This is a genomic window from Xenorhabdus lircayensis (genome assembly GCF_016306625.1).
GTDB classification, from domain to species: Bacteria; Pseudomonadota; Gammaproteobacteria; order Enterobacterales; family Enterobacteriaceae; genus Xenorhabdus; species Xenorhabdus lircayensis.
Genome location: NZ_JACOII010000062.1, coordinates 1 through 15,142 on the forward strand (window position 1 = coordinate 1; position 15,142 = coordinate 15,142).

Here is a 15,142-nt window from a genome sequence, read left to right on the forward strand (position 1 = left end):
TTTTTATTCTGCTTATCCCGAGCTCAGGTTATTTAATATAAATTACTTGGGATAGTGAATGTGAAGGTATTTGAGTATGTTATCAGCATACTATAAATTTGATATTAGATACGTACAAACTTTGTTACCCTTCCACTATCTAAAGCGATAGAACTCATGGAAAATAAAGGACTTTGGGAAAGTAACTCACTGCCTTATCTTACCGTTTTATTATGGAAGCTTGGGGGGGGGAATACCACCAATAATATTTGCTATGTTTTGGTTTAATGTTGTTATTTATGCTTTATTTGGTGGTATTATCTGATCGTAGATGAAATCTATTAATATGAGTTCCTCTGGGATTTTTTCCACAGATTTTCTCCTTAAAGGAATAGTTGCTGGAATAGCATTTGGTTTAATGTTTACGTTATTTCATTTGTATAGAAGAAAAAGTAATAAATTACCTGATTGGAAAAGTTTATGATGAATTTCCAATAAAAAATCATGGAGTTTTGGTGAGAAAAGCCTGCCATATTGCTGGCAGGCTTGTTAAGGAGATCATTAGAATGAAGTACGTTTATAGACGCGATATTCCGGTTTCCAGAAATTCCGCTCAATCGCTTCATCTAATGCATCTTCTGATGTGACGATCGCTACGCCTTGAATTTGGGCTTTTTTCGCCACTTCTTTGGCTATTTTGCGGGAAACATCTTGGATATCATCAATCGGCGGTAATAATGGGCCAGAACCTGTTTGTGCCAGCGGTGAAAAATCCGCCAATGTGCGACTGGCTACCATCAGCATATCATCCGTAACGCGTTTGGCACCGGAAGCGATAACGCCTAAGCCGATCCCGGGGAAGATATAGGAGTTGTTGCACTGTGCGATTGGGTATTCCTGCCCGTCATATTTTACCGGAGCAAATGGGCTGCCAGTAGCGACCAGCGCCTTGCCATCTGTCCAGTTGATGATGTCTTCAGGGCGAGCTTCCACGCGTGATGTTGGGTTGGACAGCGGCATCACGATTGGGCGTTCGCAATGTTTGTGCATTTCACGGATGATTTCTTCAGTGAACAAACCAGATTGACCGGAAACACCAATCAAGACGGTAGGTTTCGCGTTGCGCACCACATCCATCAGTGAGAGGGAATCATTGCTGACATCCCACGATTGCAAGGCCGAGTTCTTTTGTACCAATGCATTCTGGAAGTCGAGCAAGTTTGGCTGTTTATCCGTCAGCAGACCAAAGCGGTCAACCATGAACACACGGGCGCGAGCCTGCTCTTCACTCGATCCTTCGGATTTCATCTGGGCAATGATCTGCTCTGCAATACCACAGCCAGCGGAACCCGCACCAAGGAATGCCACGGTTTGATCTTTCAACTGACGGCCTGCGGCATGGCTGGCGGCAATCAAGCTACCAAGTGCAACGGCTGCAGTGCCTTGGATATCATCATTGAAGCAACACAGCTCATCACGATAGCGGGTCAACAGTGGCATAGCGTTGTTCTGGGCAAAGTCTTCAAATTGCAGTAACACGTTAGGCCAGCGACGTTTTACGGCCTGAATGAATTCATCTACAAATTCGTCGTATTCTTTACCCGTAATGCGTGGATGACGCCAACCCATGTACAGAGGATCATTCAGGCGTTGTGGGTTATTCGTACCTACATCCAGCACAACTGGCAGGGTATAAGCTGGGCTGATCCCGCCACAGGAGGTATACAGTGATAATTTACCGATAGGAATGCCCATGCCCCCGATACCCTGATCACCCAGACCAAGAATACGTTCACCATCGGTCACAACGATAACTTTAACATTCTGCTTCGTAGCATTTTGCAGCATGTCATCAATGTAAGCTCTGTTCGGATAGGAGATAAACAGGCCACGGGCACGGCGATAAATGTCAGAAAAATGTTCACATGCTTCGCCAACGGTTGGCGTGTAGATGATAGGCATCATGTCGCTGAGGTGAGCGTCAAGGAGCCGGTAGAACAGCGTTTCGTTGGTGTCCTGAATATTCCTTAAATAAATGTGTTTATCAGCGTCATTCTTAAAATCGCAATATTGACGGTAGGCGCGTTCGGCCTGCTCTTCTATTGTTTCAACGGCCTGAGGCAGTAAGCCATGTAAGTTGAAATTGCTGCGCTCTTCTTCCGTAAAGGCACTGCCTTTATTCAGTAGAGGAAATTCCAACAAGATGGGGCCAGCGTAGGGAATATAGAGAGGACGTTTACTTTCGTGTTCCAGTTCCATGATGCTTACTCTTTGGACTAATCAATAACAAAATTGGCTACAGATCCTAAGAAGATAAAAAAAATAAGTACAGTAAATGTTACTTAAATATGTTTATCATGAGCAAAAATGAGAGATAACATACAGAATTGGCTAATTAAATGTTATTTGATTTCCCATTTTACCCCCCTTGAGCAATATAGAGGGGTGGAATTGCCATTTTGTTAAGTTACCTTTAGTTCATTTTAAAATATGTGCCGTTCCACTTTTGTACAGCCGAGTGCAGTTAATGTGGTTTTTGTCGCGTTCCATTGTGATAAATGGCTATTTTCACCTTCTACCAGCACTGCCCGTTTGATGGACTGACAATTGCCGCCCGACATATTCATGAATATGAGAGCCGCTTGCAACGGAGGCAAACTTGGGTTGAAGGCCGCATTTTCCGCGTAACGGCCAGTATAAACTTTCCCTTGTTCATCTTGTAGTGCGATCCCTGCGTGGGACTGACTATAAGGTGCGTGGCTGAGGTTTGCCGCATCTAGTGCTGCTTGTACCAATGCGTCACTGGTAGCCAATTGATGGCCGTGATTAACGGTATCCAGCAGCAATGGTGTGTCTATTAAATCGCGTGGGCCAAAGGCTTCTGGCAGATAGTCAGCCAGAGTCAATCGTGGACGGTTGGGCAGGTAAACTGCTAATTGTGTTCCACTATTCAATTCATTCATAAATTGGCGACAGTGACCACAAGGTGAATAATTGATAGTGATGGAAACCAACTTCTTTTCACCCCGCAACCAAGCATGAGTGATAGCTGATTGCTCGGCATGGACGGTTTGCTGTAAGGGAACACCCGCGAACTCCATATTGGCACCGAAATAGAGATTACCACTTTTTCCTCGTGCAATTGCACCGACATAAAAATGAGAAATAGGTGCAATGGAGCAGACCGCCGCAAGTGGCAATAAGGCAAGTGCCAGCGCATGATCATCAAACCCACTGATCTGCTTGACTGATTCAACCTGCTCTGCTGTCAGCATAGCTGGAAAATCGTCATTGCCAATATAAGGCAACAGGACTTCTTGCAGTTTAGGGGGGATTTCTGACCAAATAGCGTGAAAACGAGCTTGCATAGAATGATCTCCAAATTAATTGAAGGCCATTCTAGGGTGTCTGTTCAGGTTTGTAATGTGATAAAAGCCATATAATTAATGAAATTTGTGTAATAAAGATATTATTTTAGTAACTTATATCAAATTTTTACTATTTTTATGAATTTCTTCACATTTTAATTACAATTTAATAACCATTTAAATAATGGTCATTCGCATAATGACTAACTAAACAGATGAAGCAATATCGGAAATAGAAAAGGTGCAAGCAGTGAGGTAATAATGCCGCAGGTCATTAAGGCCAGAGAACTATATGCCCCTTCAACATGATTTATTTCAGCACAACGAGCCGTTCCCACCGCATGAGCTGCTGTACCCATTGCCAGTCCCCGGGAGGCCTGCGTTTTTATTTTTAAAACGTTAAACAGATTATGACCAAAGATCGACCCCAAAATTCCTACCGCGACTACACAAGCTGCACTGATGGCAGGAATACCGCCAATGGAGCTGGTCACCGCCATGGCAATCGGGGTTGTCACGGATTTAGACAGAACAGAGGCTGCTATTTCAGGGGTTGCACCTGCCCATAGAGCGATGGCTGTACCAGTTACCATTGCAACAACACTGCCTATAAAACAGATGGTAATAATCGATTTCCATTGAGCACGGATTTGGTGGAGCTGTTCATAGAGAGGGAAGGCCAAGGCGACCACAGCCGGTTGCAGCAAATCGTTCAATATTCGGCTACCCGCAAAATAGTGCTCGTAAGGCGTATGTGCCATAAGTAGCAAGGAAATAATAATGATCATTGATATGAGCAAGGGATTAAATATAGGCAGTTTGAGTCGCACTGACAGCTTTTTGGCAAAATAAAATACGAGCAGTGTTAATGGTAGTGACCACCAAATATGGTTTAACATTTTTCTTTCTCTTCCGGTTTTTGTTTAGCGCCAATAATAATGCGTTCGCGGTGAACATAGTGGGAACTGTAAGCAACGACGATCATGACAATCACTGTACTGACGATACAGGAAAGAACAATTGGGAATATCTGCTGACTAAGTTGTGGGTAGTAATCCATGACTCCCACTCCAATGGGTAAAAAGAGTAATGTCATGTTCTTCATCAACAGGCTACAGCCCGGTTTCACCCAATGTGGGGGAATAATCTGGAATGCGAGTAAACAAAACAGGAGAAGTAAACCAATAATACTGCCGGGGAGAGAGAAGGGAAGTAGTGCTGAAATGATATTCCCCGCGATCAGGCACAAATAGAGCAGCGCGAATGCGCGCAGGTATTGCCAGCCTATCATCAGCACATTTTGGAAAGACATAATAGATAATTCCTCAATATAACGAAGGTTTATTATAAGATTAACGCTGTAAATGCGCCATATGTCACATGAAAAAGCGGGCTCAAAAAAAGCCCGCTTTACTATCTAATTAATAATTATCAATATCTTTTTAAGATATGTAATTGTTATTTAACTTGCATGCCCGGTTGTGCACCACTGTCGGGGCTTAACAGGAAGATTTCTTTTCCGCCAGGGCCAGCAGCCATCACCATACCTTCTGAAATACCAAAGCGCATCTTGCGTGGTGCAAGGTTGGCGACCATCACAGTCAGACGATTTTCCAGCGCTTTTGGATCAGGATAAGCAGCACGAATACCAGAGAAGACTTGACGAGTTTCGCCACCGAGATCAAGGGTCAATTTCAGTAACTTGTCTGAACCTTCGACAAAATCTGCCTGTTTGATCAGTGCGATTCTCAGGTCAACCTTGGCAAAATCATCAAATGCGATAGTGTCCTGAATTGGATCATCCGCCAATGGGCCCGTTACGGTTTTTTGTGGTTCGATGTTATCTTTCGAATCCGCGACCATCGCTTCAATTTTAGCCATCTCAATACGATTAAACAGCGCCTTGAATGGTGAAAGGTCATGGTTCAGCAAAGGTTGCTGGATACTATCCCAAGTCAGTTCGGTATTCAGGAACGCTTCTACACGCGTAGTCAAACCCGGAAGAACGGGTTTCAGGTAAGTCATCAACACGCGGAACAGGTTAATGCCCATTGAGCAGATTGCTTGCAGATCGGCGTCACGGCCTTCTTGTTTCGCCACGACCCACGGTGCTTGTTCATCAACATAACGATTGGCAAGGTCAGCCAGCGCCATGATTTCACGGATCGCTTTGCCAAATTCGCGGTTGGTGAAGTCTTCCGCAATAACTTGTGCAGCATCAACAAATTTCTGGTATAGCGCAGGATCAGCGAGCTGATCTGCCAGTTTGCCAGCAAAGCGTTTATTGATGAAACCAGCATTACGTGAAGCAAGGTTAACCACTTTGTTAACGATATCGCTGTTTACACGCTGAACAAAGTCTTCCAAGTTCAGATCGATATCATCAATGCGGGAAGAGAGTTTTGCGGCATAGTAATAACGTAGGCAATCTGCATCAAGATGCTTCAGATAAGTCTCGGCCTTGATGAAGGTTCCGCGGGACTTGGACATCTTGGTGCCGTTAACGGTGATATAACCGTGAACGAACAGATTAGTTGGCTTACGGTAGTCGCTGCCTTCCAACATCGCTGGCCAGAACAGGCTGTGGAAGTAAACGATATCTTTACCGATGAAGTGGTAGAGATCAGTCTTGGAATCTTTCGCCCAGAACTCATCGAAATTCAGGTCATCACGTTTATTACACAAATTCTGGAATGAGCCCATATAGCCAATTGGCGCATCCAGCCAGACATAGAAATATTTACCCGGCTGATCAGGGATTTCAAAGCCGAAATAAGGGGCATCACGGGTGATATCCCATTGTTGTAGACCAGAGTCGAACCATTCCTGCATTTTGTTTGCCACTTGCTCCTGCAAAGTCCCGGAGCGAGTCCATTTTTGCAGCATATCGCTGAACGCAGGCAGATCGAAAAAGAAATGCTCTGTATCACGCATTTCTGGTGTTGCCCCAGAGACAACGGAACGCGGGTTGATCAATTCTGTTGGGGCATAGGTCGTTCCACAGACTTCACAGTTATCGCCATACTGATCTTCCGCCTTACATTTTGGGCAGGAACCTTTGACGAAACGGTCTGGCAGGAACATCCCTTTTTCTGGATCGTACAGTTGGGAAATCGTCCGGTTCTTGATGTAACCGTTCTTTTTCAGATCCAGGTAAATTTTGGACGCAAACGCTCTGTTCTCTTCGCTATGTGTAGAATGGTAGTTATCATAGCTAATAGCGAAGCCGGCAAAATCCTGCTGATGCTCTAGGCTCACCTTGTCAATCATCTCTTCTGGTGAGATCCCACTCTGCTGGGCTTTCAGCATGATTGGCGTACCGTGGGCATCGTCAGCACAGACAAAGTGAACCTCTTTGCCGCGCATTCGATGATAACGAACCCAAATATCAGCCTGAATGTGTTCCAGAATATGACCGAGATGGATTGGGCCGTTAGCATAAGGTAACGCACAGGTCACCAATAATTTGTTCGCGACTTGAGACATAGTTAGGATCTGACTTCCGTAAAGTGAAAAGGGTTTTTGATGTTACCTGATCAAGAGCGTTGTCGCTAGGGTAACACGAGATCTTCGCCACTTTTACTTGTTGCCTTATCCCAAGTCGTTAGCTTCTGTTATGATGACTAAACAGTTTTAGGTTGAAAAAAGAGAAATCAAAAGGAGCCGGGATGAATTCACAATCCCCCGAGCAGACCAATCCTGACCTGCTGAAAGAACATGTTGCTAAGATATTGGCAACATTCAAACATCCGACATTAGAGCGAGATTTGCTTGCCCTGAAAGCATTGCATCACTGCGCCATGCTGGATGGGATACTGCATATTGAATTAATCATGCCGTTCGTCTGGAAACGCGCCTTTGAAGTATTAAAGAAAGAAACAACCCAATCTTTGCAAGCCGCGACGGGAGCAAGATCCGTTGAATGGCGATTAACTCATGATATCAGCACATTGAGCCGAGCCAATAATTTGCCGGGCGTAAATGGCGTGCGCAATATTGTCGCCATCAGTTCAGGAAAAGGTGGTGTGGGGAAATCCAGCACGGCAGTGAATTTGGCGTTGGCACTGGCACAGGAAGGGGCAAAGGTGGGTATTCTGGATGCGGATATTTATGGCCCATCCATTCCGAATATGCTTGGCACAGCCAAAGAGCGCCCGACGTCCCCTGATGGTCAGCATATGGCACCGATTATGGTACACAGGATGGCGACCAACTCCATCGGCTACCTTGTCACCGATGATAACGCAATGGTATGGCGTGGCCCGATGGCAAGCAAGGCTTTGATGCAGATGCTACAAGATACTTTGTGGCCGGATCTGGATTATCTGGTGATTGATATGCCTCCGGGAACGGGGGATATTCAGTTAACGCTGTCCCAGAATATTCCAGTAACAGGTGCGCTGGTTATCACAACACCACAGGATATTGCCCTGATCGATGCGATGAAAGGCATCGTCATGTTCCAGAAAGTGAATGTGCCAGTTTTGGGTATCATTGAGAATATGAGCACTCATATTTGCAGTAACTGCGGTCATCATGAGCCGATTTTCGGGACGGGTGGGGCAGAAAAACTGGCAGAAAAATACCATTGTCAATTATTGGGGCAGATCCCACTGCATATCTCATTGCGTGAAGATCTTGATCGTGGCGAACCGACGGTGAGCAGCCAGCCTGATAGCGAATTTGCGGATATTTATCGTGAAATTGCTGCCAATATTTCTGCACAGATGTATTGGCAAGGGGAAAGAATCCCGACTGAAATTTCCTTCCGCGCAGTTTGATTTAAGTAATTGCGCAAATAATATACCATCAAGCGCCGTTTTAGATAATGTATTTTATGAAGCGGCGTTTTCTTAGAGTCATATATACCATTAGTAACTTTAATTCATTATCCCTCCGGTATTTTATTTTGTCTTGATTGATAAGTTGAATATAAAACTCGTATTATTATTTTTATTTCCTTTAAAATAATGAATTGATAAAAAATTAAGCGTTTATTCATTCACGAATCAAGATTTTAATTCATTAAATTAACTTCTTTATTATTGCAGCATCGCCTTGAAATTCACCGTTTCAAAAGGTATTTTGTCCACATTAAAAAAAATTATGTAAGGAATAGCAATGGATTTCAACAATAGCAACCCAATATGGAAAAAAGGGATTATGGCGCTTTGCATTGCGCTGGCGTTGTCAGCATGTGATAACAAAAAAGAAGAATCAGTACAGCCTGTAGCTTCTGCGTCATCAGCTGAAACCGCGCAAGATAGTTCAGTTGCAGGGAAGATTGAACAACTGGCGAATAAAGCGAAAGACGAAACTGTTCAAGATCCAGAAGAAGTTATTTCAGTAAAAATGAATGCGTATGTTGAGTGCTATAACTCATTGGATGGCTCTATTCATGGTAGCATGAGCCGTTATGCGAGTTGGCTCAATGACTGGGAAAAAGGCCCAACAGGAAAAGAAAGCGTTGTATATGGCCTCTACTCAGTAAGACAGGATAGCGTAGCTGACTGTCAGGAGAGAATTAAAAAAGTCGCTGCGATGACACCAGCGCTGAAACCGATAGATGATATTGCAGTTAGCTACATTGATAAATCAGCAAAAATCGTATCAGAAATTAATCCACTAAAGCGTTATTATGAGCAAGAAGACTACAAAGATGACGCTTTTGCTAAAGGCAAGGAAAAACATCCTCAACTGATTGCAGCCTATAATGAATTTGATCCAATATCTGAGGAATATTCTGAAGCCATTGAAAAAATGAATGATGAACGTCAATCGCTTGTTTTACAGCAGATGGAAAAAGAGGGCGATCTGACACTTGATTATTACAGTTTGGCAATCATCTTTGAGGCTAAAAAAATCAGACAGATGGTTGACAGGGATGCTTTTAATGCTGCTCAAGCACTTGCTATGGTTGCTAAGTTACAAAATAAAGCTGCAAGCGCTCTTCCTTTAATTGAAGAACTCAAAAAAGCCGGCGATTTATCTTATATGAGATATAAATCTTTGCTGAGACAAACTGACGAGTATGCCAAGGCTGCAAAAGAGCGTATCCGCAGAGTTAGGGATAAAGTTCCTTATACGAGTGGTGAAAAAATGAATCTGGGCGGAATAGGGGAATGGATGGTAGACGGTTCTCCAAGTAAATTGCTAAAAGCATATAATAGACTGATTGAGGAATTTAACCGTCTTTAACAACTACGATTTTGTAAGAAAATGCTGGTCAATGGCTCTGTATCAACAGAGCTATTGTTGATGCTCGGCAATTTCTATTTTTATCTACCGTAATACCTTACATTATCACCTGATCTTCATTTGCATACCTTGAGGGATTATTCTCCATGTGAGGCATAAAATTGCGGGATTTTTATGCGAAGCGTACCGAAAAAAACGAGACTTATCTTGTTTACTCTGGAATAGAAGTCATTAACTCCCTATAATCCGCCAAACATGGTGTTATCGAATACTATGTTCCCACTTTATTTTTTCTTTTTTAACCAGGTTATTTCTACTATGGCTGATGAAGCACATAAGTGTACAATCGTAGGTATTTCAGGTGCCTCCGCCTCAGGCAAAAGCCTTATTGCCAGCACACTTTATAGAGAATTACGGGCTCAGGTTGGTGATCACAATATCGGCGTTATTCCAGAAGATTGTTATTATAAAGACCAAACCAATACTCCGATGGAAGAGCGTTATAAAGTTAATTACGATCATCCAAGCTCAATGGATCACAGTTTACTGTTCGAACATCTTCAGGCACTGAAAGCCGGAAAATCCATTGAATTGCCGCAATATGACTACGTCGAACACACCCGCAAACCCGAATCCATCCATTTTGAACCGAAAAGAGTCATTATCCTTGAAGGTATCCTACTATTAACGGACAAGCGCTTACGCCAAGAAATGGATTTCTCCATTTTTGTCGACACGCCACTGGATATCTGCCTGATGCGCCGCATTAAGCGCGATGTGAATGAACGCGGACGTTCGTTGGATTCTGTCATGGAACAGTATAAGAAAACCGTGCGCCCAATGTTCCTGCAATTTATCGAGCCATCAAAACAATATGCCGATATTATTGTTCCCCGTGGTGGGAAAAACCGCGTGGCCATTGATATCTTAAAAGCCAAGATTGGCCAATTCTACGAATAATATGCTGTTCAGGCATCCATAAGTATTATCGTATTTGAGAGGAAATAATGCGACTCTGTGACCGTGACATTATTAAATGGCTAGATGAAGGTAAGCTGGTAATTACTCCACGGCCCCCTATCGAACGTATTAATGGGGCAACTGCTGATGTGCGCCTTGGGAACCAGTTTCGCGTTTTTCGTGGTCATACTGCTGCCTATATTGATTTGAGCGGCCCTAAGGCTGAAGTCAATGCGGCACTTGATCGTGTCATGAGCGATGAAATCACTTTGCCGGATGGAGAAGTGTTTTTCCTCCATCCCGGTGAATTGGCTCTGGCGGTGACGCTGGAATCTGTCACACTGCCTGATAACTTAGTTGGCTGGTTGGATGGGCGCTCGTCTCTGGCGCGTCTTGGCTTGATGGTGCATGTTACCGCACACCGTATCGATCCGGGTTGGCAGGGGCAAATCGTTCTGGAATTCTATAATTCAGGCAAACTGCCTTTGGCCTTACGCCCTGGTATGGTTATAGGCGCATTGAGCTTTGAACCTCTTTCGGGATCAGCAGATCGCCCTTATAACCGACGTCAGGATGCTAAATATAAAAATCAGCAAGGAGCTGTAGGTAGCAGAATCAGTGAGGATTAATCTTTTCTGGTGAAGCTTTCTGGTGACATTTTCTGGTAAAAAATGGTCATCTTGTGGACATGAGACTGGGGAAGTCATGAAAAGATTGTTGACGACACTCGTTATTTTGTTGGTAGTTATTGTTGCTGGCTTAACTTCGCTGGTCATGCTGGTTAATCCGAATGATTTTCGCGATTATATAGTCAAGCAGGTACAAAAGAAGAGTGGTTACCAGCTCGTGTTGCAGGATGACCTGCGCTGGCATGTTTGGCCAAAATTGAGCATTCTGACTGGGCAGGTATCACTGACTGCTCAGAATGCCAAAAAGCCTGCTATTGTAGCAGAAAATATGCGTATGGATGTGGAATTGTTACCGCTGTTGTCTCATCAACTTTCAGTTAAAGAAGTGATGCTGAAAGAAGCTGTTTTGCGATTCACTCCGGATAGCAAACCGCAGAAGCGGACAGTAGCCCCGATTGCACCGGAAAGTGATGTGCACTATCCAATGGTGCTGGGTAGTCAGGCTTGGAAACTGGATATTGCCAGAATCAGAGTAGCGGATAGCTTACTGATCTGGCAAACCGATGATCACTCGCAATTAAATGTCCGTGATATTAATTTACTGCTGGAACGCAGTGATAAGGATCACGCCAACCTTGAACTTCGCAGTAAAATCAATAAAAACCAGCAAGAATTAGCATTTGAACTCAATGCGTCTGTGGATACTGCTGATTATCCGCAACGAATATCGGCTGACATTAATTCCCTTGAATACCAGTTACAGGGCGTCGGGTTGCCATCTACGGGTATCAAAGGGTCAGGCAATGCCATAGTGAAGTATCAGGCTTCACCTGAATCAATTTCAGTGCAAAAAATGGCGTTGACGATGAATGATGAGAGCGAGCTGAAAGGTGATATTGCTGTCACGTTGAAAGATAAGCCGCAATATTCCATCAACCTAACCTCGTCAACGTTGAATCTGGATAATCTATTGGGATGGGATGTCTTACCGAAAAATAATCCACAAGCAAAACATGATTATCGGATTGAAAATAACTCATTAAAACCAGTGATTGCGACGTCGGTATCGCCACTATTCAATTATGATCTTGCATTTTTGCAAGGATTTGATGCGGATATCTCGCTCATAGCAGATAAGTTTATTTATCAAGGCATGAATATTGATAATTTTGATCTGAAAGCCGTGAATGATGGTGGCATGACGGAAATCACGACATTAAGTGGCAATGTGTTTGGGGGACATTTTGCGCTTCCAACCACGATTGATGCGACGGTAGCTCCTGCAAAATTACACACAAAACCACTCTTGCAGAAGATGGAACTGCAACCTTTATTAACCACATTGGCATTACCGTCGGTATTTAGTGGTCAGCTTAATGTCGATGGGGAGCTTGTGGGGGAAGGTTATGACGAATACGCCATTTCCCATTATTGGCAAGGCGATTTGAATATCGATTTAAAAAATGCGCGCCTGCAAGGGTTGAATATTCCTCAGCTTATCCAACAATCTTTTTCACGAGTAACAGATCAAGTTAGTCAGCCTGCGAATACAGATGATTTTACTGAAGCAAAAAGCATGTCGGTAAAAGCGCAATTGGATCGCGGTAAAGTTAAGATTAACGAGCTTATGGCAACCTCAGGCATGCTAAATATTCAAGGTCAGGGCAAGGCGAATTTACTGAAACAAAACACTGATGTTTCATTGTGGGTGCAATTGACCAATGGATGGGGCAAGCAGAACGAATTTGTACACCAGTTGGCGCAATTAAAAATCCCACTGAGGGTTTACGGTGACTGGAATAATCTGCAATATACACTGAATGTAGAATCTTTATTGCGTGATGAATTACAGCAGAAAGCCAAAAAATCTATCAAAGATTGGCTTGAAAATAATAGCAGTAGTGAAGATCGTAAGAAATTAGAGGATTTGCTGAATAAAAAATAAGGTTAATCCGGCATATCTGGTGATCCCAATGTTACAGGCTGTCAACCCTGGCTGTACTTTATCGCCGGTTTCCGGTGTGGTCGTTGCGGTGGCTGGGATGGCAAAAATCTCACCATTGGAAGTGGTAAACGTACTTCGGTTCCGGTATTGATTGGGCTGTTGGTTATGATTATTGCGACTGAGTTTCTGGTGCCGATTTATTTGTAGGGGCAAAAGGAAAACCTACATTGCTGACTGAATAAGTTTGAATAGGTGATCGCCAAGGCGATCACCTGATTTAATGCCTATTTTGCTAATACTCTACTAATACCCTACAATCTGATAATCAAAATTCGGCACCCAGCCTAGCTGCGGAGTGGTAACGGATATTGTCACTGTGTCTTTCGACAATCCTACTCCGTTTGAATTATCTCGCTGTGTTCTGACATCAGCCAGATAACCGGGACGTTGGTTATCAAAATTATCTCCAACAATAATTGCATGGCATGAGATGATGCCATTAGGCAAGGTTGTGGGCAGCTTAATTCTGTAGAAGTGAGTATAGTAAGTCACCCCGCCTACCACGGATGAGTTGAACTCACCAATAGGCTCAGTACCGGCCGCAAGTCCGTTTATCATGAATATATCACCCAGCTTGATAACGGTGTGATTATCCCCGATTCGACGTGACTCAATACCTAATCCAACCAAATCACCTAAGCCTAAATTCCTCACAAAGGCCTGTTTGTCCGGGATATCCTCCCCGTTCTTACTTTTCTCCAGTCGGCTCTCAGCGTCAGTCTTGGCTGCTATCGCATTGGTATTGGCATTATTCGCTAATGCGTCAACTTTGCTAATGCGAGTATCGACCTCTGCTTTGCTATAAGCTCCTACATCAGAGGCGGTAAGTTTAATATCGGATAACAGGGCCTTGCCATTTACAGTACGCGTGAGTGGTACTCGGCCATCCGCATTGTTATTGGCTGCATTTGCCTGATCCTTAATTTCTTCAACGCGGCTGTCTACCTCTCCTTTGGTATAGGCATTCATATCAGATGCAGTCAGCTTAATATCGGATAACAGGGCCTTGCCATTCACAGTACGAGTCAATGGGACTTTATTATCTGCATTGTTATTGGCATTGTTTGCCAGTTCTTTAACTTCATCGATAAGGATGTTGGTCTCTGCCTTGTTATAGGCATCTACACTGGCCGCTGTCAGTTCAATATCTGTTGACAGTTCTTTGCCGTTCACTTTGCGTGTCGATGGCACTCTGCCGTCAGCATTTTGAATAGCAGAATTAGCTGTTTTATTGGCGGTATCAGCGAGTTTTTCAACCTTGCCGATATGATCACCAATTTCTTCCTTGTTGTAGGTACCAACATCTGCCGCTGTCAGTTGGATATCTATTGATAGTTCTTTGCCGTTCACTTTGCGTGTCGATGGCACTCTACCGTCAGCATTTTGAATAGCAGAATTAGCTGTTTTATTGGCGGTATCAGCCAGTTTGTCAACATTGCTGATACGATCATCGATTTCCACTTTGTTATAAGTACCGACATCAGCCGCAGTCAGCTCAATGTCAGATAACAGCTCTTTACCATTAACCTTGCGGGTAAGTGGGACTTTGTTGTCAGCATGTTGAAAGGCAGTATTCGCATGCTGATTGGCCGTATCCGCCAGAGCTTTAACATCCTTGATATGGGCGTCAGTTTCCTCTTTGTTGTAGGCACCAATGTCAGCCGCAGTCAGTTGAATATCTGCTGCCAGCTCTTTGCCATTGACCTTGCGGGTTAATGGGACTTTGTTGTCAGCATGTTGAAAGGCAGTATTCGCCTGCTGATTGGCAGTTTCTGCCAGTTGTTGGACATTATCGACTTGTGTCTTGACACCGCTGATAAGGTCATCCGTTTCCTTCTTGTTATAGGCATGGACATCAGATGCAATCAGTTCAATGTCGGTTGTCAGTTCCTTGCCATTGATCTTGCGGGTTAACGGGACTTTGTTGTCAGCATTTTGCATGGCAGAGGTGGCGTTGCTATTGGCAGTTTCCGCCAGTTTGTCAACTTTACCGATACGATCAT

At 43.8% G+C, this 15,142-nt stretch carries 11 protein-coding genes and 2 pseudogenes; 7 read left to right on the forward strand and 6 right to left on the reverse strand.

Annotated features, from left to right (window positions below):
* Positions 1–325: 325 nt before the first annotated feature.
* Positions 326–463 (forward strand): DUF6404 family protein, encoded by a 138-nt coding sequence (locus tag H8A87_RS20555; protein ID WP_408646940.1) that lies wholly within the window; start codon positions 326–328, stop codon positions 461–463.
* A gap of 77 nt (positions 464–540) precedes the next feature.
* Here the strand turns inward: H8A87_RS20555 and H8A87_RS17225 are convergent, their stop codons facing one another.
* From H8A87_RS17225 to metG, 5 genes are all read right to left on the reverse strand, one after another.
* Positions 541–2,238 (reverse strand): NAD-dependent malic enzyme, encoded by a 1,698-nt coding sequence (locus H8A87_RS17225; RefSeq protein WP_198691155.1) that lies wholly within the window; start codon positions 2,236–2,238, stop codon positions 541–543.
* Positions 2,239–2,462: 224 nt separating this feature from the next.
* Complete coding sequence (cdd, locus tag H8A87_RS17230; RefSeq protein WP_198691156.1) at positions 2,463–3,347, reverse strand: cytidine deaminase; 885 nt, start codon at positions 3,345–3,347, stop codon at positions 2,463–2,465.
* Positions 3,348–3,550: 203 nt separating this feature from the next.
* A complete protein-coding gene (locus H8A87_RS17235) occupies positions 3,551–4,246 on the reverse strand; it encodes a CidB/LrgB family autolysis modulator (RefSeq protein WP_198691157.1) in 696 nt (231 codons plus the stop codon).
* A complete protein-coding gene (locus tag H8A87_RS17240) occupies positions 4,240–4,659 on the reverse strand; it encodes a CidA/LrgA family protein (RefSeq protein WP_198691158.1) in 420 nt (139 codons plus the stop codon). Before H8A87_RS17240 ends, H8A87_RS17235 begins: the two co-directional genes overlap by 7 nt.
* Positions 4,660–4,805: 146 nt before the next feature.
* The gene (gene metG, locus H8A87_RS17245; protein ID WP_198691159.1) at positions 4,806–6,833 is read right to left on the reverse strand and encodes a methionine--tRNA ligase; all 2,028 of its coding nucleotides are present in this window, start codon (positions 6,831–6,833) and stop codon (positions 4,806–4,808) included.
* Between the two features lie 182 nt (positions 6,834–7,015).
* On the opposite strand from metG, the gene apbC reads away from it, so the two are divergent.
* The 6 genes and pseudogenes from apbC to dcuC form a co-directional block, all read left to right on the forward strand.
* Positions 7,016–8,128 carry an iron-sulfur cluster carrier protein ApbC gene (gene apbC / locus H8A87_RS17250; RefSeq protein WP_198691160.1) on the forward strand — a complete coding sequence of 371 codons (1,113 nt, stop codon included), beginning with the start codon at positions 7,016–7,018 and terminating at the stop codon, positions 8,126–8,128.
* A 340-nt stretch (positions 8,129–8,468) separates the two neighbouring features.
* Positions 8,469–9,545: a YiiG family protein gene (locus H8A87_RS17255; protein ID WP_198691161.1), complete on the forward strand. Its 1,077-nt coding sequence runs from the start codon at positions 8,469–8,471 to the stop codon at positions 9,543–9,545.
* Between the two features lie 318 nt (positions 9,546–9,863).
* Positions 9,864–10,505: a uridine kinase gene (gene udk / locus H8A87_RS17260; protein ID WP_198691162.1), complete on the forward strand. Its 642-nt coding sequence runs from the start codon at positions 9,864–9,866 to the stop codon at positions 10,503–10,505.
* A 47-nt stretch (positions 10,506–10,552) separates the two neighbouring features.
* Complete coding sequence (dcd, locus tag H8A87_RS17265) at positions 10,553–11,134, forward strand: dCTP deaminase (RefSeq protein ID WP_198691163.1); 582 nt, start codon at positions 10,553–10,555, stop codon at positions 11,132–11,134.
* A 76-nt stretch (positions 11,135–11,210) separates the two neighbouring features.
* Positions 11,211–13,079, forward strand: coding sequence for an outer membrane assembly protein AsmA (gene asmA, locus H8A87_RS17270; protein WP_198691164.1), 1,869 nt, complete (start codon positions 11,211–11,213; stop codon positions 13,077–13,079).
* 1 nt (position 13,080) lies between these two features.
* Positions 13,081–13,286 (forward strand): annotated as a pseudogene (gene dcuC, locus H8A87_RS17275) (anaerobic C4-dicarboxylate transporter DcuC); the annotation flags it as partial.
* A gap of 96 nt (positions 13,287–13,382) precedes the next feature.
* Here dcuC and H8A87_RS17280 read toward each other — a convergent pair.
* Positions 13,383–15,142, reverse strand: a pseudogene (locus H8A87_RS17280) (hypothetical protein); the annotation flags it as partial.

Coding starts and splice junctions, on each gene's coding strand:
- H8A87_RS17240 (WP_198691158.1), bottom strand. CDS start 4,659: ATGTCTTTCCAAAATGTGCTGATGATAGGCTGGCAATACCTGCGCGCA.
- dcd (WP_198691163.1), top strand. CDS start 10,553: ATGCGACTCTGTGACCGTGACATTATTAAATGGCTAGATGAAGGTAAG.
- H8A87_RS17255 (WP_198691161.1), top strand. CDS start 8,469: ATGGATTTCAACAATAGCAACCCAATATGGAAAAAAGGGATTATGGCG.
- apbC (WP_198691160.1), top strand. CDS start 7,016: ATGAATTCACAATCCCCCGAGCAGACCAATCCTGACCTGCTGAAAGAA.
- H8A87_RS17235 (WP_198691157.1), bottom strand. CDS start 4,246: ATGTTAAACCATATTTGGTGGTCACTACCATTAACACTGCTCGTATTT.
- H8A87_RS20555 (WP_408646940.1), top strand. CDS start 326: ATGAGTTCCTCTGGGATTTTTTCCACAGATTTTCTCCTTAAAGGAATA.
- H8A87_RS17225 (WP_198691155.1), bottom strand. CDS start 2,238: ATGGAACTGGAACACGAAAGTAAACGTCCTCTCTATATTCCCTACGCT.
- udk (WP_198691162.1), top strand. CDS start 9,864: ATGGCTGATGAAGCACATAAGTGTACAATCGTAGGTATTTCAGGTGCC.
- asmA (WP_198691164.1), top strand. CDS start 11,211: ATGAAAAGATTGTTGACGACACTCGTTATTTTGTTGGTAGTTATTGTT.
- cdd (WP_198691156.1), bottom strand. CDS start 3,347: ATGCAAGCTCGTTTTCACGCTATTTGGTCAGAAATCCCCCCTAAACTG.
- metG (WP_198691159.1), bottom strand. CDS start 6,833: ATGTCTCAAGTCGCGAACAAATTATTGGTGACCTGTGCGTTACCTTAT.